This window comes from Sphingobium indicum BiD32 (assembly GCF_000382885.1).
Taxonomy (GTDB): Bacteria; Pseudomonadota; Alphaproteobacteria; order Sphingomonadales; family Sphingomonadaceae; genus Sphingobium; species Sphingobium japonicum_C.
Genome location: NZ_CAVK010000118.1, coordinates 1 through 23,256, shown reverse-complemented (window position 1 = coordinate 23,256; position 23,256 = coordinate 1). Strand labels below are relative to the sequence as shown.

Here is a 23,256-nt window from a genome sequence, read left to right as displayed (position 1 = left end):
GAGCGGGCCGGTGCGGCGGCCTCACAAAATGCGCCCTTTCGCGCATTTTCAAGAACGCGACGAAGCCCCCGTCCGGGGGGACGGGGGCTTCGCATATGCTGGTCGTCAGATCGAAGATGTGACCCCCGGCACGGTGGGGACTGTTAATGTGCCGGGGGTTACGTTGGGCGGCTGTCCGGTGACCAGGACCTCAGCCGACCAATGGGTGTGGCCTGACTTAGCCGATCAGCTTCAGCACGCCCTGCTGGCTCTGGTTGGCCTGTGCCAGCATCGCGGTCGACGCCTGGCTCAGGATCTGCTGCTTGGCGAGCGCCGTCGTTTCGGTCGAGAAATCTGCGTCCTCGATGCGGCTGCGGGCGTCGGTCAGGTTGGTGATGTTGTTGGTCAGGTTGTTGACCGACGATTCCAGGCGGTTCTGCACGGCACCCAGCGTGGCGCGGGCGGTGGCGACCGACTGCAGCGCCGTGTCGAAGTTGGCGAGCGTGGCGGCATCGACCGCATCCGTGGCGGTTGCCACGCCGGACACGTCGATGTCGCTCAGGGTGATTTCGACGGTGTCGGTGTCGTTGGCACCGGCCTGGATCGTGACGACATCATCGACAGCCGGGAAGAGCGCCTTGCCATTGAATTCCGTCTTGGTCAGAACGTCGTTGATCTGGACAGCCAGCTGATCCTTTTCAGCGTCGATGTTGGCGATCGCTTCGGTGCTGTTGGTGTCGTTGTTCCGCTGCACGGTCAGTTCACGCATACGCTGCAGCATGTTGCTGACTTCGTTCAGCGCGCCTTCCGCGGTCTGCGCCAGGCTGATGCCGTCATTGGCGTTACGGATGCCCTGGGTCATGCCCTTGATCTGCGACGTCATGGTCGATGCGATGGCGAGGCCGGCGGCGTCGTCCTTGGCGCTGTTGATGCGCTTGCCGGTCGACAGGCGTTCCATTGCGGTGCTCAGCGACTTGCTGGCCATCGAGGATGCATTGGCCGAGCGCAGAGCGGCGGTGTTGGTTCCGATAACAGTCATGGTGTTTCCCTTTCCGTGTCAATCAGGTCGCTGCCATCCGTTAGAGCGCTTGCGGCCTCGAAAGGGGATAACGGCGGGGGATGACGGGCTTTTAGGGGCCATGTCGATTTTTCTGCATTTTTCGTGTTTTGCCGGGTGCTTAGCGGCGCCCTACGCGCGCACGCTATATATTAAGTGGGATATGACGGTTGCCGTGGCGGAAGAAAATTGCCGGTTGGCGGCAACTCCTACCGGCAATTAACCAATTGCTAACCATGCTCGCGCACAAGGGACCCATCGAAGAAGGCCGGGGCGTACGGGGGTACAAGTCGGCCAGCCATTTGGGGACCAATTCATGTCATCGCTCGATATGAGCCGAGGCGTTTGTGCACTCGTTCCAGGGTTGCAGCACTGGCTGGAAAACGCCCTGTTCGCCGTCCGCGTCGTGGATGCCGCTGCGCCGCGTGAACGCGACAGCCGCCGCGTGCTGCTGGCGACCGAAATCGGCCATGCCACCCATCGCGACATTCTCATCAACCTGATCGACGGCGCGCCCTCGCTGGTCGCGACCGCCAACGGCCTGCCCGCCCGCGTCGCTTTCGGGCTTGAAGATATGGGCTTTGCCTTCGCCCTCATCGCCGAACTGGCCCGTCCCGCCGCCATCCCAGCGGTGGGCGATAGCGCCAGCGCACGGCTGATGACGCTGGCTGGCCGGGTCGCGCGCAGCGAAGCCACCGTCCTCATTCAGGGCGACACCGGCACCGGCAAGGAAGGCATGGCGCGCTTCCTCCACACCCAGTCGGGCCGCACGTCGGGCGATTTCATCGCCGTCAACTGCGCAGCCCTGCCTGAAACCATGATGGAAGCGATGCTGTTTGGCCATCGCAAGGGCAGCTTCACGGGCGCCGCCAATGCGTCCGAAGGGCTGTTCCTGGCCGCCGACGGCGGCACGCTTTTCCTCGACGAAATCGCCGAACTGCCGATCGCGCTCCAGGCCAAGTTGCTCCGCGCCTTGCAGGAAGGCGAAGTCCTCCCCGTCGGCGCGACCCATGCCGTGCCGGTCAATGTCCGCGTCATCGCCGCCTGCAACCGCGATCTGGCGCAGGAATGTGCCGCCGGACGGTTCCGCGAGGATCTCTACTGGCGCCTCAATGTCATGCCGCTCGACCTGCGCCCGCTGGCCGAGCGTCCCGGCGACATCGCCGCGATCACCGCCGCCATGCTGCTGCGTCATCAGGATATGGGCAAGGACGGCTTCGTCTGGCCGACCGCTGCTGCACTCGACAAGCTGGCCGCTCACGCCTGGCCGGGCAATGCCCGCGAACTGGGCAACGTCCTCCAGCGCGCACTGGTGCTGCGCGATGGCGATCGGATCGACGCGCATGACCTGCATCTGGCGGGCGCTCCCCGGCAGCAGGGTCTGCGCATCGTGTCGCCCGAACCGGTCGCTGAACCCATTCGCCTGCGCGATGTCGCCCATCACAGCAAGCTTGAAGCCATCCGCACGGCTCTGCGCGAAACCGACGGCCACCGCGCCGCCGCCGCGCGCAAGCTTGGCATTTCTGAACGCACGCTGCGCTATCGGCTCGCCGAAATGCGTGAGCTGGCAGCAGCTTGACGGGAGGATAGGGCATGACCGGCATTTCCCCGACAGACAATGTGATGGCGATCCGCAACGCCATCCTGCAAAAAAACGCCGCGCTGCGCGACGTCGCCTCGACCGGATCGGTCGGCGGTGCGAACGCCCCAATCGGTACTGCGCCCGGCGGCTTTACCGAAGCGCTCAACAGCGCGCTGCAACAGGTCAATGGCCTGCAAGGCCAGGCCGGTGAAGCCGCCGCCGCGTTCGAGCGGGGCGAAACCACCGACATCGCCGCCGTCATGCTGGCCAAGCAGCAGGCATCGGTCAGCTTCGAGGCGACCCTTCAGGTCCGCAACAAACTCCTGTCCGCCTACAAGGACATTATGAGCATGCCGGTCTAAATCATGAGCGAGAACGCACTCACCCTCGATGGCGGCGCTGCCGCCCGGCCCGCCCTCCCGACGACGGCTTCCTCCGGCTATGGATCGGCCAAGGGCATCGACGCCGTCAAGGCGCGGATCACCGGCTTCATGAAGCAGCCCGCCGTGGCCAAGAGCCTGCCGCTGCTCGGCCTGCTCGGCGTCCTCGCCGTGGCGGGCCTTGCCTGGATGGCGCTGCGCGAACCGCCCCAGCGTGATCTGTTCCGTGGCCTGCCCGATACCGACAAGTCGGCCGTCGCGCAGATCCTCGACCAGAACGGCATCCCCTACGACTTCGACAATAGCGGCGCGATGACCGTGGGTGAGGGCGATTATTTCAAGGCGAAGATGATGCTCGCCGCGCAAGGCCTGCCCAAGAGCGCGCCCGACGGCAACAGCATGATCGACAGCCTGCCCATGGGTGCCAGCCGCGCGGTCGAGGGCGAAAAACTCCGCTCCGCCCGCGAAATGGATCTCGCCCGCACGATCGAGGCGATCGACAGCGTCGAAAATGCCAAGGTCCACCTCGCCGTCGAACCGCCCAGCGTATTCCTGCGCGATCGGGCCAAGCCCACCGCATCGGTCATGCTGCGCCTTGCCAATGGCCGCACCCTCACCGACGCGCAGGTCAGCGCGATCGTCCATCTCGTCGCCTCCTCGGTCGCTGACCTGTCGCCCGACCAGATTTCGCTGGTCGACCAGAATGGCCGCCTGCTCAGCAAGAATGACAGCGACTCCGGCGATGATCGCCAGCTCGCGATCCAGAACCGGATCGAGGATCGCTATCGCCAGTCTGTCGTCGCGCTGCTGACGCCGATCCTGGGTGCTGCCAACTTCTCGACCGAGGTGCATGCCGAACTCAATTTTGCCGAGCGGCAGGCGACCCGCGAAACCTATCCGCAGGACGAAGCCCGGCTGCGCACCGAACAGGGCACCTGGGCCTCCGACCCGCGTGGCCAGGGCGCGGGCGAAGCATCGGGCATCCCCGGCGCGCTCAGCAATCAGGCACCGGTCAACCCGACCGTGACCCAGACCAATCCCAATGGTCAGGCCGTGCAACAGGGTGAAACTGCCGCGCAGACCCCCGGCACCCCGCCCAATCCGCTGCTCAAGACCGAAGAGACGTTCAACCGCAGCTTTGAACTGGGCCGCGAAGTGTCCGTGACCAAGGATGCGGTCGGCACCGTCAAGCGCCTGTCGGTCGCCGTCGCGCTCGACAACGCCCCCGATGGCAAGGCCCGCACGCCGCAGGAAATCGCAGCGCTCGAAGCTCTGGTAAAGGGCGCGATCGGCTTCGACCAGGCCCGTGGCGACGTGGTGGCCCTGTCCTCGCGCAGCTTCCTCAAGACTGAAGAGGTCAAGCCCCTCTGGTATGAGGCCGAGTGGGTGTCGCCGCTGGTCCGCAACGTCTCCGCGCTGCTCGTCGCCCTGCTCGTCATCTTCGGCATCGGCCGCCCGCTGCTCAAGCGCCGCGCCGCTGCGCAGGAGGCGGTCGTCGCCGAAACCGCCGAAACCGGCCAGCGCATCGGCCGCGAAATTTCCGGCGAACTCACCAAGCAGGCGGTCGAGGCACCCGATCCAAGCCGCCCGATCACGCTCGATATGATCTCCTCCACCTATGACTATGCCCAGCGCGCCGACCTCATTCGCAACTTTGTGAAGCAGGACCCCGATCGCGCTGCCCTGGTCGTCCGCGACCTCCTGAAGGAGGGGAAGAAGGAAAATGCCTGAGATCGTTCCCGGTCGGCCAGAGGCGCTCAAGGGCAGCGCCGCCGCCGCCGTCCTGCTGATGCTGTTCGATGAGGATGAGGCCGCGCAGATCCTCGCGCGTCTGGAGCCCGAAGAAGTGCGCCAGCTGGGCTATGCCATGTATGACGTCGCCGATGTCGATCCCGAAGAGGTGAATGAGGCGCTCGATCATTTCGTCAACAAGGCGAAGAAGCGCACCACCATCGGCTATGGCGCGACCCGCCATATTCGCGGCGCGATGACCAAGGCTTTGGGCGAGGAACGGGCTGAAACCATATTGGCCCGCATCACCCCGCCGACCCGCTCCACCCAGCTGGAAATGCTCAAATGGATGGACGCCAAGGAAATCGCCGCCCTCATTGAAGCGGAGCATCCGCAGATCATGGCGATCGTGCTGGCGCATCTCGAAGCGCCGATTGCGGCCGACGTGCTGCAATTGCTGCCGGTCGAATATCAGGAAGAGATTGTCTATCGCATCGCCACGCTCGGCCCGGTGTCGAACGAGGCGCTTGATGATCTGGAACAGCTGCTGCTGCGCGGCCCGGCCAAGAAGCAGGGCGCAGCCTCGCAGCGCGGCGGCACGATCGAAGCGGCCGCGATCATGAACAATGTCCGCAAGGATAATGAGCAGCGGATCATGAAGGCGGTGGCCAAGCGCGACAAGATGATCGCCCAGACCATCGAGGAAGAGATGTTCGTGTTCGATAACCTTATCGACATGGACGAAAAGAATCTCGGCACGCTGATGCGCACCGTCGACAGCGCCGTGCTGGTAGTTGCGCTCAAGGGCGTGAACGACCTGCTCAAGGGCAAGATCTTCAGCTGCATGTCCGCCCGCGCGGCCCAATCGATCGCCGACGAGATCGAGGAACGCGGCCCGATCCGCCTGGCCGAAGTGATCGACGCGCAGAAACTCATCATCGCCACCGCGCGCCGCATGGCCGACGCCGGCACCATCATGTTGGGTGGCAAGGGGAATGACTTTGTCTAAAATATGGGGTGCAGAGGCAGTGCAGGATGTCGCGCCCGTGTCGATGACGGGCGTGCGGCAGGTGGAAAGCGGCGGCTTCCGCAGCCTCTACACGTCGATCCCCGGCCAGCACACCGCTACGATGCGCCATGGCGTCATCGAAATGGAGGCGGAGGCCGATCCGCTGGAGGAGGCCCGGATGGAAGCCTTCACCATGGGCTTTGACGAAGGCTGCCGGATCACCGCCCAGACCCATGCCGATGCGACGGACGCGCACAATCGCCTCACCCAGGCGCTGGAAATGCTCGCGCCCGCGCCCAGCGGCATGTTGTCCACCATGTTGTCCGCCACCGTCGTCCGTCTGGTCGAACAGATTGTCGGCGAAGTGGAGATCGACATCGAACGGCTGGTGCAGCGCTGCGACACGGTCGCGGCCTTTATCGAGGATAATCAGGGCAAAAGCGCCCTGCATCTCCATCCCGACGATATCAGCCTGCTGGATGGCGAGACGATCGGCGTTGCGCTGGTGCCTGACAAGGCGATGCATCGCGGCTGCGTGCGCCTCGAAACCGCCGATGGCTGGGTCGAAGATGGTCCTGATGTGCGCCTCGCCCGCCTGCGCGCGCTGATGGACGATATGGAGGGCAAGGCATGATCCGCGCCGCGCTGGCCCAGGCGGAAAGCCTGTTCGATCATCTCCAGGTCCAGAACCGCCAGCCCCGCCGGGTCGGTCGTCTGGTCAGCCATGATGCCGGGATGCTCGAAGTCACCGGCTTTCGCCGTCCGATCGGTTCGGGCGCGCGCGTCATGGCCAGCGACGGGTCGATCTGCCGCGCCGAAGTCGTCGGCTTTCGTGGCGATCGCACATTGCTGGTACCGCTGGACGCCGACGCGCCGCTGGAAAACGGCATCCGGGTCGAACCCGATAGCCAGGCGAACATGGTACAGGTCGGTGAAGGGCTGATCGGCCGCGTGGTTGACGCCATGGGCCAGCCGCTCGACCGCAAGGGACCGATCATCGCAGGCGGCGTCTGGCCGCTCAATGGCGTCAAGGGCAATGTCCTCGACCGGGGGCGGGTCACCGAACCCTTCGACCTTGGCGTCCGCGCCGTCAACGCGCTGCTCACCGCCGGGCGCGGCCAGCGTATCGCCATCATCGCCGGGTCCGGCGTCGGCAAATCCGTTCTGATGGGCCAGATGATCGCCGGAGCTGAGGCCGATGTCGTCGTCGTCGGCCTGATCGGCGAACGGGGCCGCGAAGTCAGCGATTTCCTCGAAACGAAACTCAAGCACACGATGCACAAGAGCATCGTCGTCGCCGTGCCTGCCGATCATCCCCCGGTGCTGCGCCTGCGCGCCGCCGCGCGCGCCACCGCCATCGCCGAATATTTCCGCGCCCGTGGCAAGAAGGTGCTGCTGCTGATCGACAGCCTGACCCGCTGCGCCCACGCCCAGCGCGAAATCGGCCTGGCGCTGGGCGAACCGCCCGCGATGAAGGGCTATCCGCCATCCGCGCTGGCGCTTATCCCCCGTCTGGTCGAACGGGCCGGGGTGGACGCCCGCACCGGCGGTTCGATCACCGCGCTCTACACCGTTCTGGCCGATGGCGACGATACCGATGACCCCATCGTCGACGCTGCCCGCGCCATTGTCGACGGCCATTTCGTCCTGTCGCGCCATCTGTCGGAACAGGCGATCTTCCCCGCCATCGACATCGGCAAATCGCTCTCGCGCGTCATGGCCGACGTTGTGCCGGACGAACATCGCATGGCGGCGGCCAATTATCGCCGCCTTTGGGCCGCCTATGAGGAAAATCGCGATCTCATCCTGATGGGTGCCTATCGCCCCGGCAATGATCCGGTGATCGACGAAGCGGTCCAGCGCCGTCAGGAAATTCTCGACTTCATCCGGCAGGATCAGAAAAGCCGCATCGACCTTGATACCAGCGCTGATGCCCTCGTTGCGAGCTTTGGCGCATGAAGGGGCTCGTCTCCCGCCGCCAGCGCGTCTTGCGCGTACGCCACGTCCAGCATGCCATGGCCGTCGCCGAAACGGCGCGCGCGCGGGACGAGGCGGATGGTCTGGCCCGCAATATCGAGCGTCTCAACAAGGTGCGCGGCGAATTGTTCGAGACGGAGGGTGCCGCCACCGGCGCGTCCTTCGCCGCGATGCAGGAACTGGCCACCCGCCTCGAACAGGCGGGCCGCCAGCTTGACGGCGCGCTCTATGACGCCCGGCGCAAGGTGCAGACGAAGGAAAATATGACCATCGCTGCCAATCGCGAAAAGGAAATCGCCACCCGCCTCAAGGATCGCGCCCGCGCGACTCTGGAAGAATGGCGCGAAAACAAGCTGGCAGCGCTGCCGCGCTATCGCCGGATGCAGCGGAACGGGGACGTTTGACATGAACATGATCGCCAGCCTCAAGGCGCTACTCTTCGCCACCACGCCGCTCGGCACCGGCAAGACAGATCCCGCCGCGACGCCCGATGGCGCACCCGATTTTACCGCGATGATGAACGCCGCCACCGTTGCGCCGGTCGCTACGCCTGTCACGCCAACCATATCCCCCGTCGTCGCGAGCGATACACAAGGCGATGGCATGATGCCTTTGGCAATGCCCGTTGCCGCACCTGATCTGGGCGACAATGCGCCTCTGCCGGATGCGCCTGTCCAGACGGACGGCGAAGCCCTGCCGCTTCCGGTTGCTGCGCCATCCTTCACGCCGCCCCAAAGCACGCCGATCGCCGGCGCGCCGAAGCCATTCGCACAAAGCCCGCTACCCATCTCGCAGCCCCAGGCCCAGCCGGTGGCGGAGCCAGCCGGGGAGGCCGAACCGGCCCGGAACGCTGAACCGACCCAGCCGCTCGCGCAACACTCCGACGACCCGCCAGCGGACCTGCCTGCGCCCGCCCCGATCATCGGTTCGGTGGCGCAGCTTCTCGTCGCATCGCACATCATCCCTGTTGAGGCCGCAGCCGCACCTGCGCAGGACGATTCAACCATTCCGGCCCCAGATAGCGCTGCCCGGCCGCTCCCGCCGACCATGATCGATGCAGCGCCCCATCCGTCCCCGGCCCCGGCCGTGGAGAGCGATCCGACGCCCGGCAAACCGGCACCCAAGGACCAACATCATGCAACCCCGGCGCAGGTCTCGCCATCCCCGGTTGCACCCGCCGCGCCTTCCGACACGGACCCCGTGACGGACCCGGAGCCTGCGTCGCCCGACAGCGAACCGGAGCGCCCCGAACAGTCAGCCATCGCTGCCCAGCCGCCCGCCATGGTCATGACGCCGCCCGCCGCGCCGCTGCCCTCCGTCCCCGAAGAGCCAACCCCCGACGCACCGCGCGTTGCATCCCCCGCTACGGCGCAGACAGCAGTCGTGCCGGTGGCAACAACCCAACCTGTCACCACTGTGCGGCAATCGTTTGCAAATGCCGACTTGAACGTGGCCGCGCCGTCAACCGCGCCAGCGCTCCCTGCCGCACAACCCGCTGATCTCCCCGCCGCGCCGGCACCGGTCGTCAGCCCCATCCCGACACAAGCCGCGCCCGTTGCTGCGGAAGCGCCTGACATATCGCTTGCGCCAGCCATCGTTGCACCCGCACCAGCGCGGGCTGCTCCGGCCCCGGTCGCGCCGCAGCCGCTTGACATCCCGGCGACCGCAACGCCTGCTGCGCAACCAGCCCTGCCCGAAGCCATGCCGGATGCGGCCCCCGACGCACCATTCGCCAATATGTCCGGCTCAGTGTCGGCCGGGGCGGAAGCGCTGTCGCTGCTCCAGTTCGCGCGCCAGCACATGACCCGGCATCCCGCCGCCTCGTCTGTGGCTGGGGGCAGTACGGCCCCCACCGAGGGACATCTTGACCCGGCAACGGACATGATGCCCAAGACCGCTGAACCGGTCGCCCCCGTGCCCGTCACGCCGACGCTGACGATACCGGTTACCGCCGCCGCGCTGCCTGCCGTCAATCTCTCCGCTACCCTCGGCGCGCAGGTCGTCGATATGGGCGTGTCGGGTCAGTGGATCGATGGACTGGCGCGCGACATTGCGGGTCTGTCCGCCAATGGCGCGCAGGGCCGGTTCCAGATCAGCAGCGACCAGCTCGGCCCGATTGACGTCAACATCCGCCAGGGTATCGACGGCGCAGCGATCAGCCTGACCGTGTCCAGCGACATGGCCGAAGCCGCCCTGCGACAGGATAGCGACCGGCTGCGCCTCGACGCGGGCCTGTCAGCCGTGCGCATCAGCGAAGTGAAGATCGAACGCGCCCCGCAATCGGGCGACTCCGGCCGCTCCGACCAGTCGCCCCAGCAACAATCTGGCCAGCAACAGTCCGGCCAGCAAAACGGCCAGTCCGCCAATTGGCAGGGCGCAGGGCAGGGCATGGGTCAGAATATGGGCCAGTCGCAGCAGCAGGGCCGCTGGCAGCCGCGTGAAAATATCGCACAGGCCCATAAAGCGGGCGGTGATCCTGCCGTTCTTAACCATGAGCAGACTGGCGACGCCGCCAGCCAAGCCATCCGCGCGCGCTATGCGTGACCAGCGCTATCCTGGGGGATATGAACGATGAGCGACGATGCTAAGGCCAAGAAGAAAAAGGGCGGGGGCATGAAAATGATCCTGCTGATCGTCGTGGCCATGATTGTTGGCGGCGCGGGGGCGGCGGGCGGCCTTTATGCCGCCGGTTTCTTCAGCCCCAAGGATGAAGGGCCAAAGGAAGATCCCAACAAGCCCGTGCTGGTGCTGGCTGGTGAAAGCGCCGAGGAGATCGCCAAGGCCCATGCCGTCCCGCATGGCGAAAGTGCGAAGGCGGCCCATGGCGCGCATGGCAAGGGGATAGACCTGCCGACCCCTGCGAACCCGGCGGCCTATCAGGCGAGCTATTTCCAGCTCCAGACCCCCTTCACGTCGAACATGACCGACACCGACGCCTTCGCCCAGATCTCGGTCGCGGTATCGACCTATTATGACCTGCGCGTCGTCGACGCGATCAAGACGCACGAGATGGCGATCCGCAGCCAGGTGCTGATGATGCTCGCCCAGCAGCCGGAAGAGACTTTGTCGACGCCGGAGGGCAAACGGACGCTCCAGGGCAAGATCAAGGTCATTATTAACGATATATTGAAGCAAAAAACGGGTTATGGCGGTGTTGATAACGTTTATTTTACCAATTTCGTTATTCAATAGGCCTGTCTGAAAGGTCGGGAAATCCCCTGACCCGAAGGGCAGGGGACCAAGATGGACGACGTTCAGACCTACGCCTTCGGGCGGGGGGAATCGCAGGCACCAATGATGCTGTCGGGGCTGGACCGGCTGGGCGAAAAGCTTGGCCGGCGCATCCGTGCCCTGGTGGAGCCGATCTGCGGCGTCCGCCCGCAGGTGGAGGCGCAGGACGCACAACTGTTCGATTTTTCCGCCTGGTCGGCACAGGTGCCCGCCTTCACCAGCATTTCAATCTATCGCATGTCCCCGCTCAAGGGGCAGGTGCTGCTGCGCATGGATGCGGCGATGATTTCCACCCTGGTCGACTGTTTCTATGGTGGCATCGGCAATCGCCCCTTGCCACCGCGCGGCGAATTTACGCCCACTGAAGACCGGCTGATCGCCCGCCTGTCTGAATCCCTCCTCGCCCGCCTGGTTGAAACCTGGGCCGACATCCTGCCGCTGGACCCGGCGCTGATCATGCGCGAAACCGGCGTCGGTTTCGCCGCCTCCGCCCAGCCGGGCGACCAGATGGTGGTCCAGCGTTTCATGATCAGCATCACCCGCGATCAGCTCTGGCCGGTCGATCTCGTTTTTCCGCTCGCCGCCTTGCGCGCAGTCGAGCCGCTGATGGGCACCAGGCTGCCCGCCGACGATGAACAGAGCGATCCCGTCTGGCAGGCCCGCATCGCCCGCCGGATGCGAGACATCCGCCTGCCCGCCCGCACCGTGCTGGCCCGCCCCAACCTCTCGCTGGCCGAACTGATGCAGCTCAAGGTCGGCGACGTCATTCCTGTGACCATCGGCCGCAGCCTGCCGCTGATCGTGGGCAACCGCATCGTCGCGCGCGGCAGCATCGGCGAACAGGATGGCCGCGCCGCCTTCCAGATTGAAAAGATTGTACAAGGACCCGACCAATGAGTGACATGAGCGAAGCCCCCCGCATCGAGCGTGGAGAAGATCCGGTCGGGCGGATGACCAACAACCACCAGTTCAAGCTGCTGGCCGACATCCCCGTGCGCATGTCGGTGGAGGTCGGCTCCACCTCGCTGCGCCTGGCCGAAGTCATGGACCTGGCCGAAGGCTCCATCGTCGAACTGGACCGGCAGGCCGACGATCTGCTCGACATCATGGTCAATGGCGCGCTGATCGCCAAGGGTGAGGTGGTGACCGTCAACGGCCGTTATGGCATCCGCATCATCGACATCGCCGCCACCGAAAACCGGCTCGCGGGCATCGAACGGCGCGGCTGATCGCACTGGCTTGATTTTGCGCTTGCCTTGACGGCCGAAACTGCGGAACGCAGGGCATTAACCATAATCTGCGGGCGGCTTCATGATGGTCTGGTATTTCGTCAAATTGCTGATCCTCCTGCCGCTGGTCGGCGGCATGGCTTTTGGCGCGCTGTGGCTGTGGCGCAAATATCAGCCCGGCATGATCGGTGCCCAGGGCGACCGTTCGCTCAAACTGCTCGAAGCGCTGCCCATGGGCGCTTTCGGCAAGCTCGCGGTCGTGGAATTTGAGGGCAAGAAAATCCTGCTATCCGTCACCCGTGGCCGCATCGAAAAGATCGCGGAAGGCGACGCCGTCCGTGTTCGCTGACTTGCTCTCGCTGACTTACAACCGTCACCCCGGGGCAGGCCGGGGTCCAGGGCGTCGGAACTCAGCATGTGCCGCCCTGGATTCCGGCCTTCGCCGGAATGACGGGATGTACGGAGCGCAAGCACAGCATTTTGGGATCAGGATTGCGGTGGCTCTGGCTGCTGTATTTATTGTCCTCTTGCTCCTCACCACCCCTGCCTTCGCCCAAACCGCGCCCGCCGCGCCGGTCGATAATGGCGGCGCGCTGAGCCGCGCCATGGGCCAGATTTCGGGCGATGGCCGCTCGCTCTCGCTCAGCCTGCAAATCCTGATCCTCATGAGCCTGCTGACGGTGCTGCCGTCACTGATCCTCATGATGACCAGCTTCACCCGTATCATCATCGTCCTGTCGCTGCTGCGGCAGGCGCTGGGCCTGCAACAGACCCCGCCCAATCAGGTGCTGCTCGGTCTCTCGCTGTTCCTCTCGCTCTTCGTGATGCGGCCCGCCATCGACCAGATCAACCAGCTGGCGTTCGATCCCTATGGCAAGGGGCAGATCACGATCGAGGAAGCGGTCGGCCGGTCGGGCAAGGTGCTGCACGGCTTCATGGCCAAGCAGACCCGCGAGAGCGATCTCAAGCTGTTCGCCAACCTCGCCGAAGCCCCGCCCTTCCGCACCTCCGCCGACATCCCCTTCACCATATTGCTTCCCGCATTCGTCACCAGCGAACTCAAGACCGCCTTCCAGATCGGCTTCATGATCTTCCTCCCCTTCCTCATCATCGACCTTGTCGTCGCCTCCACGCTGATGGCGCTGGGCATGATGATGCTGTCCCCCACGATCATCTCGATGCCATTCAAGCTGCTATTGTTCGTGCTGGTCGATGGCTGGGCGCTGACCATGGGGAGCTTGGCGGGGTCGTTCGCGACATGATTTGCGTGCTTACTCCCCTTCCGTTCGTTTCGAGCGAAGTCGAGAAACACCGCGCACAGGTTTCTTGACTTCGCTCGAAACGAACGGAGGCAGGCATCATCCCAACTCTATTGGCCGCTAAAAATCATAACTCAACGTCACCCGGCTGAGCGTGTTGAAATTGCGCGATGACAGCAACGTCTCCGACTCATACTGGACGTTGTAGGACAGGGCCGCTGACCAGCGCGTCGCTACCTTTGTCTCCATCGATGTCAAAGCATTCAGCGAATAGACGTCGCTCTCGGCATAGCCGGCCGCCGTCTGCTTGAAAGTCAGCGTAGGTGACGCCCGCCAGGCCAGCGCTATCGACCCACGCGCGCCCAGCTTGGTTTCCCGCACCCCGATCAGATATTTGGCGTGCCGCACCGAAGGGCCGATATCAACCAGCAGGTCGACCGGCTTGCTGACGATCAGCTTGTAACCCACGCCGACCGACGCGGTATAACGCTCGTCATAGCCGATCGATGTATCCCGCTCGAACTGCGCCAGCCCATAGGCAAAGCCGCGCGGATCGAACTGATATTTCGGCTCATAGCCAGCAAAATAGCGTTCGCGCGACGTGACGCCATTGGCCCGGCGATAGTCGGCAGCGGCGCTCAGCTTGTGCGACCATTGGATGCCGTTGCGGGTCGCGGTTGCAGTCCCGCTGATGCCGATTTCACTGGTGGAACCGGTCGATCGGAACCCGCCAGCTTCGACCCGCCCGGTCCATAATTCAGTAAAGCGCGCCTCGCGAATCACTGTGTCATGGGTGGCCTTGGTCCGCTCTTTCCAACTGTTGACCAACCGCTGGATCTCGTCCGCCGATCCTGGATTGGTCTGGCGGGCGATCTTCGCCACAGTCGCGATATCCGTCTCATTGCCATTGGCGATCGCCGCCTCCAGCATCTCGCGTACCGACGGCGGCAGCAAGGCAGGGTCGGCGGCATGGGCCGGAGCGGCAAAAAGCAGGGCGAGGGGGATCAGGCAAGCACGCATGAGCAGTGTCATAGCCGCAAGACAGCGAAGGTTAAGCCCCTAAGCGACAGAACGCTCAGATAAGCGCCCTGAACTCCTGCAAAATGTCCCGATACAGCTTGCGCTTGAACGGCACGATCAGCTCCGGCAGTGTTTCCGGCTCAGCCCAACGCCATTCGCGAAATTCCGGATGCTTGGTCTGGATGTTGATATGTTCATCCTGCCCCAAAAAGCGCGCGAGGAACCAGAACTGCCTTTGGCCGCGATATTTGCCGCCCCAAAGTTTGCCGACCAGTTCAGGCGGCAGGTCGTAAAAATGCTCGGCCTTGGTCGTCGCGATGATCTTCACATGATCGCTGACGATGCCGGTTTCCTCGTGCAATTCGCGCAAGGCGGCGTCCTTCGTCTCCTCGCCCTCGTCGATACCGCCTTGTGGCATCTGCCAAGCTTCGACGAAATTATCCAGCCGCTGGCCGACGAAAACCTTGCCATCCATATTGACCAGCATGATGCCGACACAAGGCCGGTATCCGCGTTCCTGTTCTTCGGGCGTCGAAGCCATTTTGTCCCCTGATCACGCTGTTCAGGCTGCGACATACCCCCCGGAACCGCCGCCATCATTACTGTTTCTTACCCCAAGAATAGGGTGCGTGGCTGCATCCGTCCATTGATCGAATCACATTTGGATGATTTTGACCGCTTCAAGTCTGGCCGACTGCCTTGGCAAGATGCTTTATCGGTCGCTTGGAACTGGTCTCGTCTGGCGGCATTGCAACGCAATGACCAAACCCGTTCTGCTCTGGCTCCGCCAGGATCTTCGCCTGTCCGATCAGCCCGCGCTGCTGGCTGCGCTCGAAGAAGGGCCGGTAATCCCGCTCTATGTTCTGGACGATGGCGCGCCGCGCCAATGGGCCATGGGCGGGGCATCGCGCTGGTGGCTGCACCACAGCCTGACGCGGCTGGACGAAAGCCTCCGGGCGAAAGGATCACGCCTCATCCTGCGGCGGGGCAAGTCGGCAGAGATTGTCGCGCAGGTCGCGAAGCAGGTCGGCGCCAGCAGCGTCCACGCCCTTCGTCATTACGAACCCTGGTGGCGCAACGCGGAAAAGGCGGTCGGCAAGGCGCTTGACCTGAAACTCCATGACGGCGGCCTGCTCCTGCCGCCTGGCGCGGTGCGGACCGGGGCAGGGGGCATGTATCGCATCTACACGCCCTTCTCCCGCGCGGTGATGAGCCACATGCCCCCGCCCGCCCCCCGTCCCGCGCCGGACCATATTCCTGCGCCGCCAACCTGGCCCGAAACCGATTCGCTGGACGATTGGAAATTGCTGCCATCCAGCCCAGACTGGGCGTCCGGCTTTGGACAGGACTGGACGCCGGGGGAGGCTGGCGCGCAGGCCAATCTCGCGGATTTCCGCGACGAAGCGCCCGACTACGCCACCGCTCGCAACCTGCCATCGATCGAAGGAACTTCGCGCCTCTCGCCCCATCTTCACTTCGGCGAAATTTCCCCTGCCGCCGTATGGCATCATCTGACGGGTTCGGACGAAGGCACAAATACCTTCCTCAAGGAACTGATCTGGCGGGATTATGCCCATAACCAGATCGTCGAACTGCCCACCTACGGCTCTGCCAACGCGCGCAGCGAATTCGATGCGCTGCCCTGGCGCGACCTGAAGGCAGCGAAGGAAGATTTCACTGCCTGGCAACAGGGCCGCACCGGCTATCCGATTGTCGATGCCGGGATGCGGCAGCTCTGGACGACAGGCTGGATGCATAACCGCGTCCGCATGATCGCGGCCAGCTTCCTCATCAAACATCTGCTGATCGACTGGCGCCATGGCGCGCGCTGGTTCTGGGACACGCTGGTCGATGCCAGCTACGCCAATAACAGCGTCAACTGGCAATGGGTCGCGGGCAGCGGGGTGGACGCCAACATGTTCGTCCGCATCATGGCCCCGCTGGTCCAGTCCGAAAAATTCGACGCCGCCGCCTATATTCGCCAATGGGTGCCGGAACTGGCCGATCTGTCCGACGCCCATATCCATGATCCTGACGCCCATGGCGTCCGCCCGCGCAGCTATCCACCAAAGATTGTCGGCCATCGCGAAGGCCGCGAACGCGCGCTGGCCGCCTATCGCCAAGCGAAGGGGTGATTGCAGCCCGGCGCAGCTTGAGGCAAGATTGACGTCATGAATGCAGTCGATCCCCGGCGCGGCAAGCGCCCCTTGTCCGTACGGCGTCCGCCGCGATCCGGGGCGGTCAGCGCGTTCGCCCGCATGATCGGTCCGCAATTCCACCACCTGCTCGACCGTATCGACCATGGACTGACACATGGTTCGATCGATGCGACCCTGCCAGACGGCACCCGTCGGCTGCTGGGCGGTCGCGCGCCGGGGCCGGAATGTGAGGTGCATCTGCTCCACTGGCGCGCGCTGCTGCGGCTGGCGACCGGCGGATCATCGGGATGGTATCGCGCCTGGGCAGCAGGCGAATGGACCAGCCCCGATCCGGTGCCGCTGTTTGCCCTGTTCATGGTGAACGCGGTCGCACTTGGCAAAGCCGCTCGCCCGCGTGGACCTGCCCGCTGGGCGGGACGCCTAACCCATTGGGCGCGCCGCAACACTCGCCGTGGATCACGCCACAACATCGCCTTCCACTATGATCTGGGTAATGATTTCTACCGGCTCTGGCTCGACCAGAATATGCATTATTCCAGTGGTTTGTTCCTTGATCCTGACAGTCGAATTGAAAGTCTGGAACAGGCGCAGCGGCGAAAGGTTGACGCGATCCTCGACCGGCTGGACCTGACCGATGGCGCGTCCCTGCTGGAAATCGGCTGTGGCTGGGGCGGCCTGGCCGAACAGGCGATGGAGCGCCATGCGATCAGCTACACCGGCCTCACCCTCTCGACCGAGCAGGCCGATTATGCCCGCGACCGGCTGGGATCAGGCGCGCACATCTGCCTGACCGACTATCGCGATGCGCAGGGGCAATTTGACGCCATCGCCAGCGTCGAAATGGTGGAAGCGGTCGGTCAGCGCTACTGGCCCGCCTATCTCGCCGCCATCCACCGCCTGCTCAAACCCGGCGGCCGTGCCGCGATCCAGTATATCCTGATCGATGACGCGATCTTCGACGGCTATGCGCGCGGCGCAGACTTCATCCAGACCTATATTTTCCCTGGCGGGATGCTGCTCTCCGAAAGCCGCTTCCGCGCTCTGGCGGAGCAACAGGGGCTGGTGTGGCAGGACGCCCACCGCTTCGGCATCGCCTATGCCGAAACGCTCCGCCGCTGGCGCGAACGCTTCGACCGCGCCATTGACGAAGGCCGGCTTCCGGCCAGTTTTGACCAGCATTTCGTGGCCTTATGGCGCTTTTATCTCATGTATTGCGAAGGCGGTTTTCGTGGTCGCGGGATCGACGTGGCGCAGGTTACACTGGTCAAACCCGCCTGAAACACAGCATGTTCCCGCGAAGGCGGGAACGCACAGTTGCTATCCCTCAACCCGCATCCGATGCCCGGTCGGCGTATCCGCCACGACCAGACCAACAATCGCGTCGGCCACGACCTCCGGCCCCTTGAGCGTCGCTGGGTCTTCGCCCGGAAACGCCCGTGCGCGCATCGCCGTGCGGGTCGCGCCGGGATCGACAATATGCGTGCGGATGGCGGAGATATTCTTCATCTCCTCGCCATAGGCACCCACCAGCGTCTCCAGCGCCGCCTTGGACGCGCCATAGGCACCCCAATAGGCACGCGGACTGATGACCGATGACGTCAACGCCACCACCCGCGCATCCTTGCTCTTGCGCAACATCCCGTCAAACGCGGCGATCAGCGCTTGCGGCGCGGCGATGTTGAGTGTCAGCAACCGCGCAAATTCCTTGGCGTCGATCGCGGGCACCGCCGCCAGCGCGCCCAGCGTCGCCGCGTTCAGCACCAATATGTCGAGTGCATCCCAACGCCCGGCAATCGCCTGCGCCAGCCGCCCGATGCTTTCCCCGTCGATCAGGTCCAGTGGCGCGATCGTCGCATGGCCGCCTGCCTTGTGGATGGCGTCCTCCACCTCTTCCAGCCCGCCGGTGGTCCGCCCGGTCAGCACGACATGCGCGCCCGCAGCGGCAAGCGCCAGCGCCGTCGCCGCGCCAATGCCGCGACTGGCCCCGGTCACGAGCGCCAGTTTACCCGAAAGAGGAAGGGAAGAAGAGGCCATTATATTTCCGTTCGTACTGAGTAGGGGCTGCGCCTGCCGAATCCCCGTATCGAAGCATCCTTCGATACGCCACTTCGACTTCACCGAAGGTGAAGTTTACCCGAAGCGCCTGCTGCAAGCAGGCAGTCGAAGGGCTCAGTGGCTACTCAGGACGAACGGTGAGGCAGGATTGGACGGTTCAGGCGACCCGTTCCGCCAGCAATTCCAGCTGGTCGGTGACCACCACATCATCCTGGTCGGTCAGGGTCGTGGGATAGTCGCCGGTGAAGCAGGCATCGCAATATTGCGGACGCCCGTCCGCGCGCCTTGCTTCGCCCAGTGCCTTGTACAAGCCGTCGATGGAGATGAAGGACAGGCTGTCGGCATGGATGAAATCCTGCATCCCGCCCACGTCCAGCTTGTGCGCCAGCAATTTGGTGCGCTCAGGCGTATCGACGCCATAAAAACAGCTATGCTTGGTCGGCGGCGATGCGATCCGCATATGCACCTCCGCCGCGCCCGCCTCGCGCATCATCTGCACGATCTTGAGCGAGGTTGTGCCGCGCACGATCGAATCATCGATCAGCACGATCTTCTTGCCCTGAATCAGCGCACGGTTGGCATTGTGCTTCAACTTCACGCCCAGATGGCGCACCTTGTCACCCGGCTGGATGAAGGTGCGGCCAATATAGTGGGACCGGATGATGCCCAGCTCGAACGGTATGCCCGATTGCTGCGCATAGCCGATCGCGGCTGGCACACCGCTGTCGGGCACGGGGATGACATAATCCGCCTCGACAGGATTTTCGATCGCCAGCTGCGCGCCGATCGCCTTGCGGACCGAATAGACGCTGGAGCCATCGACGATCGAATCGGGGCGGCTGAAATAGACATGCTCGAAAATGCAGGGACGCGGATGGACATCGCCAAAGGGACGATGCGACCGGATTTCGCCGGCATTGGTCACGATCACCAGCTCGCCCGGATCGATCGAACGGATATAGTCAGCGCCCACCACATCGAACGCCACGGTTTCCGACGCGAACATGATGGTATCGCCCAGCTTGCCCATCACGAGCGGCCGGATGCCCAGCGGATCGCGGCAGGCAATCATGCCTTCGGGCGTCATCACGATCAGCGAATAGGCACCCTCGACCTGCTTCAACGCATCGATGAACTTGTCGAGCAGGGTGCGATAGCTGGACGTCGCGACCAGATGGATGATCACTTCGGTGTCGGACGTCGACTGAAAGATCGACCCGCGCCGAATCAGCTCGCGCCGCACCTTCATCGCGTTGGAGATGTTGCCGTTATGCGCGACGGCGAAGCCGCCGGAATTCAGCTCGGCATAGAGCGGCTGCACGTTGCGCAGCGACGTCTCGCCCGTAGTCGAATAGCGTACATGGCCGCAGGCTGAACCGCCCGGCAGCCCGCGAATCACCTCGTCACGGTCGAAATTGCCCGCGACATGGCCCATCGCCCTATGGGTATGGAAATCATGCCCGTCCCAGCTGGTGATGCCGGCAGCTTCCTGCCCCCGATGCTGGAGCGCATGAAGGCCTAATGCGACGATGGCAGAGGCAGTGTCAGCGCCGGAAACGCCAAAAATGCCGCATTCTTCGCGCAACTTGTCGTCGTCGAAAGGGTTGGTCGTGATCATGGGTGTGAGCGGGTCCATAGCCGATCCTGTCCGACCGCAGGGGCCGGGCTTTGGCGCGCATATAGTCACTCTCGTCCCGTTTGTCGCCCTCCTGTAACAAAAAAGCGTGCCAGGCCGTTCCTTTACCGATCTTGGTCGAGCGAAACGGCCTGACGACCCTTGGTATCAGGGCGAAATCAGCCAGCCAACCGCCGCCCCGCCAACCAGTATGGCGGGCGTCACCCACGCACCCTTGACCCGCCAGGCGACCGCCAGGGCAAGGGCGAACAGCACTGCCGCTATCAGCATATTGTCCACCCGCGTGGCCGTCGCCAGCGCCAGTTGGGCAAAGGTCGCCGCGATGATTCCCACCACCGCCGCGGCCACACCCGTCAGCAGCCGATGCAATGTCGGATTGGCGACCACCGCCTCCAGCCGCTCGAAGAACAGCATCGAAAAGGCGAAAGCAGGCAGGAACATGCCCGCCGTTACCGCAAGAGCGCCCAGCGGCCCGCCCGCGACATAACCCACGAAGGTCGCGAAGATCACCAGCGGCGCAGGCAGCACCCCTGCCAGCGCTATCCCGTCCAGAAAGGCCGAATCGCTGATCCAGCCACGCCCGACCGTATCAGCCCGTACATAGGGGATCGCCGTGTAAGCCCCGCCAAAAGTCAGCAGCCCGCCTTTCAGCCCGGCAATGAACAGCATCGCCAGCGTTGCGGGCGCATGCGTGACGATCGGTCCCGCCGCGCTCGTTGTTCCGACGAACTGCTGCACGATCATTGCGCCGAATATTGGTATCAGCAGCACCAGAACCGCCACGACGGGCCGCTCCGCCGCGGCATAGGCCAATCCTCCGGCCAGCAGGACGATCCAGAATGGCACTGCCACCAGCGTCGCGATCAGCGCCACCACGGCTATTCCCGCCAGTAAACGGTCCTCGATAATATGTTGGCCGATCCGCACCACCGCGCGCGCAATCACAGCCAGAACGACGATCTGCACGCCAAGCAGCACACCGGTCAGCCCGACATGCCCCGCGATCCAGCCGACATACAGCCAGCCAGCGCACATCATCAGCGCCAGCCCCGGCAGCATGAAACCCAAACCTGCGAGCAAACCGCCGATTCGTCCGCGCGCCATCATCCCTAAATGGACGCAAAGTTCATGCGCTTCGGGTCCGGGCAACACCTGCAATACCGCCAGCAGCCGGTTGAAGCGCGCGGGCGCGATCCAGCGTTCCTCCTCTACCAGTGCCTGGCGCACCATCGCAATTTGCGCCACCGGCCCGCCAAAGGCGAGCGCGCCGAAACGCAGGAATTTCAGGAACAATGCGATCAGGCTGATCGGCGGTGGTCGGGTGGTATCAATCGGGTCGGTCATCAATGCGCTCCTGACGCCGCAGTCACGGCGAAGGGAACGGACTTGGACGGACCCCGTCTGACCGGGCGTCCGTGTTGGCCCGATGCAGCAGGCTATCGGCGAAGGATACCGCCTGTGTCAATATTGCTCACAAGGCGAGGAACAAGCCTGGCTATCACGAAGCAAATCCGCATCTCCGTCCATCGGCAAAATGCCCTACTGGCCATGCCGTCCCCGCGCAGCTAAAGACGCAGCCCTGATGCATCGTTTCGCCAATCCCGCCCGCTTCCTCAAAATCGCACGGCCGCTCACCGGCTGGCTGTTCTGGTCCGGCCTCAGCCTGCTGCTGGCGGGCTGCATCTGTGGCCTTTTCGTTACGCCAGCCGACTATCTTCAGGGGCAGACGGTGCGAATCCTCTATATCCACGTTCCTGCCGCCTGGCTGGGGATGGCGGGCTGGACCGGCATCGCCGTCTCGGCGCTGATGCAACTGGTCTGGCGGCATCCGCTGGCCGCCGTCGCGGGCCGCGCCATCGCCGCGCCCGGCGCGCTGTTCACCGCCATCTGCCTCGCCACCGGATCGATCTGGGGTCGTCCGACCTGGGGAACATGGTGGGAATGGGACGGACGCATGACTTCCATGCTGGTCCTGTTGTTCCTCTATCTGGGCTATATCGCCCTGGCCAACGCCAGTGCGCGTCAAGGGGCAGGGCAGGGCGGCGTCAGCAATGTCACCGCCATCTTCGGCCTGGTCGGCGCAATCAATATCCCGATCATCAACCGTTCGGTTGTCTGGTGGAACAGCCTGCATCAGGGACCATCGATCACCCTGCGCGGCTCCAGCATCGACATGGCGCTGCTCTGGCCGCTGGGCCTGACCCTGCTCGGCTTTTCCCTCTGGTTCGGCGCGATTGTGCTGATGCGGATGCGCGCGATACTGGCACAGAATAAGGTCGAGGCGCGGATGCAGCGCCTTGCGAGAGGATAGCCCATGCACCAATGGACCTTCGTGATTGCCGCCTATGCGGTGACCTTGCTGGGCACGGCTGCGGTCAGCCTGATCAGCCGGCGCGCCATGCGCCGCGCTGAGGCTCAGGCTGAAGCACTGGCGGGCCGTCCATGAAGGCCAAGCATCAACGCCTGATCCTGGCGCTGGTCGCGCTGGTCGCGCTGGTCGGCGCGGGCCTCCTCGCCGCGTCGGCGCTCAGGGATGAAGCCGCCTATTTCTACGCCCCCGGCGACGTGAAGGCCAAGGGCGTGGAACCGGGCAAGGCGATTCGCCTGGGCGGCATGGTCGTTAAGGGCAGCCTGAAACGCGCGTCCGATGGCGTCACCATGACTTTTGACGTCACCGACGGCAAAGCCAGCGTCCCCGCCACTTTCAGCGGCATCGCGCCGGACCTGTTCAAGGAAGGCAGCGGCGTCGTTGCGGAAGGATCGTTTGACGACCAAGGCACCTTCATCGCCACCAACCTGCTCGCCAAACATGACGAACGCTATATGCCCCGCGAACTGGAAGGCATGAGCTACAACGAAACCACCCGCGAATTGCAGGTGGAGCGGTGAGGATGCCCGACATCCTCATCCTCCCCTACAAGGGGAGGTGGCAACGCGAAGCGTTGACGGAGG

At 64.1% G+C, this 23,256-nt stretch carries 24 protein-coding genes; 18 read left to right on the top strand and 6 right to left on the bottom strand.

All coding sequences use genetic code 11. The annotated features are described in order from the left end of the window. Positions 1-217: 217 nt before the first annotated feature. Positions 218-1,018 (bottom strand): flagellin N-terminal helical domain-containing protein, encoded by an 801-nt coding sequence (locus EBBID32_RS11815; protein ID WP_006957294.1) that lies wholly within the window; start codon positions 1,016-1,018, stop codon positions 218-220. Between the two features lie 334 nt (positions 1,019-1,352). Between EBBID32_RS11815 and EBBID32_RS11810 the strand changes: the two genes are divergently transcribed. The 13 genes from EBBID32_RS11810 to fliP all read left to right on the top strand — a co-directional run bounded on the left by EBBID32_RS11810 (position 1,353) and on the right by fliP (position 13,437). After that, positions 1,353-2,615, top strand: a complete 1,263-nt coding sequence (locus tag EBBID32_RS11810; protein WP_037490348.1) for a sigma-54 interaction domain-containing protein — start codon at positions 1,353-1,355, stop codon at positions 2,613-2,615. Between the two features lie 14 nt (positions 2,616-2,629). Then, the gene (gene fliE / locus EBBID32_RS11805; RefSeq protein ID WP_006957290.1) at positions 2,630-2,980 is read left to right on the top strand and encodes a flagellar hook-basal body complex protein FliE; all 351 of its coding nucleotides are present in this window, start codon (positions 2,630-2,632) and stop codon (positions 2,978-2,980) included. Between the two features lie 3 nt (positions 2,981-2,983). Further along, positions 2,984-4,729, top strand: a complete 1,746-nt coding sequence (gene fliF, locus EBBID32_RS11800; RefSeq protein WP_006957288.1) for a flagellar basal-body MS-ring/collar protein FliF — start codon at positions 2,984-2,986, stop codon at positions 4,727-4,729. After that, positions 4,722-5,738, top strand: coding sequence for a flagellar motor switch protein FliG (gene fliG, locus EBBID32_RS11795; RefSeq protein ID WP_006957285.1), 1,017 nt, complete (start codon positions 4,722-4,724; stop codon positions 5,736-5,738). The genes fliF and fliG overlap by 8 nt, the downstream gene beginning before the upstream one ends. Further along, positions 5,725-6,372 carry a flagellar biosynthesis protein gene (locus EBBID32_RS11790; RefSeq protein WP_037490345.1) on the top strand — a complete coding sequence of 216 codons (648 nt, stop codon included), beginning with the start codon at positions 5,725-5,727 and terminating at the stop codon, positions 6,370-6,372. The genes fliG and EBBID32_RS11790 overlap by 14 nt, the downstream gene beginning before the upstream one ends. After that, entirely contained in the window at positions 6,369-7,697 is a 1,329-nt protein-coding gene (locus tag EBBID32_RS11785; RefSeq protein WP_006957281.1) for a FliI/YscN family ATPase, read from the top strand. The genes EBBID32_RS11790 and EBBID32_RS11785 overlap by 4 nt, the downstream gene beginning before the upstream one ends. Further along, positions 7,694-8,119, top strand: a complete 426-nt coding sequence (locus EBBID32_RS11780) for a hypothetical protein (RefSeq protein WP_006957278.1) — start codon at positions 7,694-7,696, stop codon at positions 8,117-8,119. Before EBBID32_RS11785 ends, EBBID32_RS11780 begins: the two co-directional genes overlap by 4 nt. A gap of 1 nt (position 8,120) precedes the next feature. Next, the gene (locus EBBID32_RS11775) at positions 8,121-10,259 is read left to right on the top strand and encodes a flagellar hook-length control protein FliK (RefSeq protein ID WP_006957276.1); all 2,139 of its coding nucleotides are present in this window, start codon (positions 8,121-8,123) and stop codon (positions 10,257-10,259) included. Between the two features lie 27 nt (positions 10,260-10,286). Next, positions 10,287-10,907, top strand: a complete 621-nt coding sequence (locus EBBID32_RS11770; RefSeq protein WP_006957274.1) for a flagellar basal body-associated FliL family protein — start codon at positions 10,287-10,289, stop codon at positions 10,905-10,907. A 51-nt stretch (positions 10,908-10,958) separates the two neighbouring features. Beyond that, entirely contained in the window at positions 10,959-11,843 is an 885-nt protein-coding gene (locus EBBID32_RS11765) for a flagellar motor switch protein FliM (protein ID WP_006957272.1), read from the top strand. Next, a complete protein-coding gene (gene fliN / locus EBBID32_RS11760; RefSeq protein WP_006957270.1) occupies positions 11,840-12,175 on the top strand; it encodes a flagellar motor switch protein FliN in 336 nt (111 codons plus the stop codon). The genes EBBID32_RS11765 and fliN overlap by 4 nt, the downstream gene beginning before the upstream one ends. 85 nt (positions 12,176-12,260) lie before the next feature. Next, on the top strand, positions 12,261-12,524 hold the full coding sequence (locus EBBID32_RS11755; protein ID WP_037490358.1) for a FliO/MopB family protein: 264 nt from the start codon (positions 12,261-12,263) through the stop codon (positions 12,522-12,524). A 106-nt stretch (positions 12,525-12,630) separates the two neighbouring features. Continuing rightward, entirely contained in the window at positions 12,631-13,437 is an 807-nt protein-coding gene (gene fliP / locus EBBID32_RS11750; RefSeq protein WP_006957267.1) for a flagellar type III secretion system pore protein FliP, read from the top strand. A 117-nt stretch (positions 13,438-13,554) separates the two neighbouring features. Here the strand turns inward: fliP and EBBID32_RS11745 are convergent, their stop codons facing one another. Together EBBID32_RS11745 and EBBID32_RS11740 are read right to left on the bottom strand one after the other, a co-directional pair. Continuing rightward, positions 13,555-14,454 carry a DUF481 domain-containing protein gene (locus EBBID32_RS11745; RefSeq protein ID WP_006957265.1) on the bottom strand — a complete coding sequence of 300 codons (900 nt, stop codon included), beginning with the start codon at positions 14,452-14,454 and terminating at the stop codon, positions 13,555-13,557. A gap of 55 nt (positions 14,455-14,509) precedes the next feature. Next, on the bottom strand, positions 14,510-14,995 hold the full coding sequence (locus tag EBBID32_RS11740) for an RNA pyrophosphohydrolase (RefSeq protein ID WP_006957263.1): 486 nt from the start codon (positions 14,993-14,995) through the stop codon (positions 14,510-14,512). Between the two features lie 217 nt (positions 14,996-15,212). Between EBBID32_RS11740 and EBBID32_RS11735 the strand changes: the two genes are divergently transcribed. Together EBBID32_RS11735 and EBBID32_RS11730 are read left to right on the top strand one after the other, a co-directional pair. Further along, positions 15,213-16,589, top strand: coding sequence for a cryptochrome/photolyase family protein (locus tag EBBID32_RS11735; protein ID WP_037490351.1), 1,377 nt, complete (start codon positions 15,213-15,215; stop codon positions 16,587-16,589). A gap of 36 nt (positions 16,590-16,625) precedes the next feature. After that, positions 16,626-17,891, top strand: a complete 1,266-nt coding sequence (locus EBBID32_RS11730; protein ID WP_006957258.1) for an SAM-dependent methyltransferase — start codon at positions 16,626-16,628, stop codon at positions 17,889-17,891. A gap of 39 nt (positions 17,892-17,930) precedes the next feature. Here EBBID32_RS11730 and EBBID32_RS11725 read toward each other — a convergent pair whose 3' ends face one another. The 3 genes from EBBID32_RS11725 to chrA all read right to left on the bottom strand — a co-directional run bounded on the left by EBBID32_RS11725 (position 17,931) and on the right by chrA (position 21,648). After that, complete coding sequence (locus tag EBBID32_RS11725) at positions 17,931-18,647, bottom strand: SDR family NAD(P)-dependent oxidoreductase (protein WP_006957256.1); 717 nt, start codon at positions 18,645-18,647, stop codon at positions 17,931-17,933. Positions 18,648-18,825: 178 nt separating this feature from the next. Further along, on the bottom strand, positions 18,826-20,304 hold the full coding sequence (gene purF / locus EBBID32_RS11720) for an amidophosphoribosyltransferase (protein ID WP_006957255.1): 1,479 nt from the start codon (positions 20,302-20,304) through the stop codon (positions 18,826-18,828). Between the two features lie 147 nt (positions 20,305-20,451). After that, positions 20,452-21,648 (bottom strand): chromate efflux transporter, encoded by a 1,197-nt coding sequence (gene chrA / locus EBBID32_RS11715; protein ID WP_006957253.1) that lies wholly within the window; start codon positions 21,646-21,648, stop codon positions 20,452-20,454. Positions 21,649-21,886: 238 nt separating this feature from the next. Here chrA and ccmC point away from each other — a divergent pair, with 238 nt between their 5' ends. Genes ccmC through ccmE form a run of 3 tightly spaced genes read left to right on the top strand, consistent with a single transcriptional unit; the run spans position 21,887 to position 23,193 of the window. Further along, complete coding sequence (gene ccmC / locus EBBID32_RS11710) at positions 21,887-22,615, top strand: heme ABC transporter permease CcmC (RefSeq protein ID WP_006957251.1); 729 nt, start codon at positions 21,887-21,889, stop codon at positions 22,613-22,615. Positions 22,616-22,618: 3 nt separating this feature from the next. Beyond that, the gene (locus EBBID32_RS25110) at positions 22,619-22,750 is read left to right on the top strand and encodes a hypothetical protein (RefSeq protein ID WP_006957249.1); all 132 of its coding nucleotides are present in this window, start codon (positions 22,619-22,621) and stop codon (positions 22,748-22,750) included. Further along, positions 22,747-23,193, top strand: a complete 447-nt coding sequence (ccmE, locus tag EBBID32_RS11705; protein ID WP_006957246.1) for a cytochrome c maturation protein CcmE — start codon at positions 22,747-22,749, stop codon at positions 23,191-23,193. Before EBBID32_RS25110 ends, ccmE begins: the two co-directional genes overlap by 4 nt. Positions 23,194-23,256 lie beyond the last annotated feature (63 nt).

Coding starts and splice junctions, on each gene's coding strand:
- EBBID32_RS11815 (WP_006957294.1), bottom strand. CDS start 1,018: ATGACTGTTATCGGAACCAACACCGCCGCTCTGCGCTCGGCCAATGCA.
- EBBID32_RS11810 (WP_037490348.1), top strand. CDS start 1,353: ATGTCATCGCTCGATATGAGCCGAGGCGTTTGTGCACTCGTTCCAGGG.
- fliE (WP_006957290.1), top strand. CDS start 2,630: ATGACCGGCATTTCCCCGACAGACAATGTGATGGCGATCCGCAACGCC.
- fliF (WP_006957288.1), top strand. CDS start 2,984: ATGAGCGAGAACGCACTCACCCTCGATGGCGGCGCTGCCGCCCGGCCC.
- fliG (WP_006957285.1), top strand. CDS start 4,722: ATGCCTGAGATCGTTCCCGGTCGGCCAGAGGCGCTCAAGGGCAGCGCC.
- EBBID32_RS11790 (WP_037490345.1), top strand. CDS start 5,725: ATGACTTTGTCTAAAATATGGGGTGCAGAGGCAGTGCAGGATGTCGCG.
- EBBID32_RS11785 (WP_006957281.1), top strand. CDS start 6,369: ATGATCCGCGCCGCGCTGGCCCAGGCGGAAAGCCTGTTCGATCATCTC.
- EBBID32_RS11780 (WP_006957278.1), top strand. CDS start 7,694: ATGAAGGGGCTCGTCTCCCGCCGCCAGCGCGTCTTGCGCGTACGCCAC.
- EBBID32_RS11775 (WP_006957276.1), top strand. CDS start 8,121: ATGAACATGATCGCCAGCCTCAAGGCGCTACTCTTCGCCACCACGCCG.
- EBBID32_RS11770 (WP_006957274.1), top strand. CDS start 10,287: ATGAGCGACGATGCTAAGGCCAAGAAGAAAAAGGGCGGGGGCATGAAA.
- EBBID32_RS11765 (WP_006957272.1), top strand. CDS start 10,959: ATGGACGACGTTCAGACCTACGCCTTCGGGCGGGGGGAATCGCAGGCA.
- fliN (WP_006957270.1), top strand. CDS start 11,840: ATGAGTGACATGAGCGAAGCCCCCCGCATCGAGCGTGGAGAAGATCCG.
- EBBID32_RS11755 (WP_037490358.1), top strand. CDS start 12,261: ATGGTCTGGTATTTCGTCAAATTGCTGATCCTCCTGCCGCTGGTCGGC.
- fliP (WP_006957267.1), top strand. CDS start 12,631: ATGTACGGAGCGCAAGCACAGCATTTTGGGATCAGGATTGCGGTGGCT.
- EBBID32_RS11745 (WP_006957265.1), bottom strand. CDS start 14,454: ATGCGTGCTTGCCTGATCCCCCTCGCCCTGCTTTTTGCCGCTCCGGCC.
- EBBID32_RS11740 (WP_006957263.1), bottom strand. CDS start 14,995: ATGGCTTCGACGCCCGAAGAACAGGAACGCGGATACCGGCCTTGTGTC.
- EBBID32_RS11735 (WP_037490351.1), top strand. CDS start 15,213: ATGACCAAACCCGTTCTGCTCTGGCTCCGCCAGGATCTTCGCCTGTCC.
- EBBID32_RS11730 (WP_006957258.1), top strand. CDS start 16,626: ATGAATGCAGTCGATCCCCGGCGCGGCAAGCGCCCCTTGTCCGTACGG.
- EBBID32_RS11725 (WP_006957256.1), bottom strand. CDS start 18,647: ATGGCCTCTTCTTCCCTTCCTCTTTCGGGTAAACTGGCGCTCGTGACC.
- purF (WP_006957255.1), bottom strand. CDS start 20,304: ATGGACCCGCTCACACCCATGATCACGACCAACCCTTTCGACGACGAC.
- chrA (WP_006957253.1), bottom strand. CDS start 21,648: ATGACCGACCCGATTGATACCACCCGACCACCGCCGATCAGCCTGATC.
- ccmC (WP_006957251.1), top strand. CDS start 21,887: ATGCATCGTTTCGCCAATCCCGCCCGCTTCCTCAAAATCGCACGGCCG.
- EBBID32_RS25110 (WP_006957249.1), top strand. CDS start 22,619: ATGCACCAATGGACCTTCGTGATTGCCGCCTATGCGGTGACCTTGCTG.
- ccmE (WP_006957246.1), top strand. CDS start 22,747: ATGAAGGCCAAGCATCAACGCCTGATCCTGGCGCTGGTCGCGCTGGTC.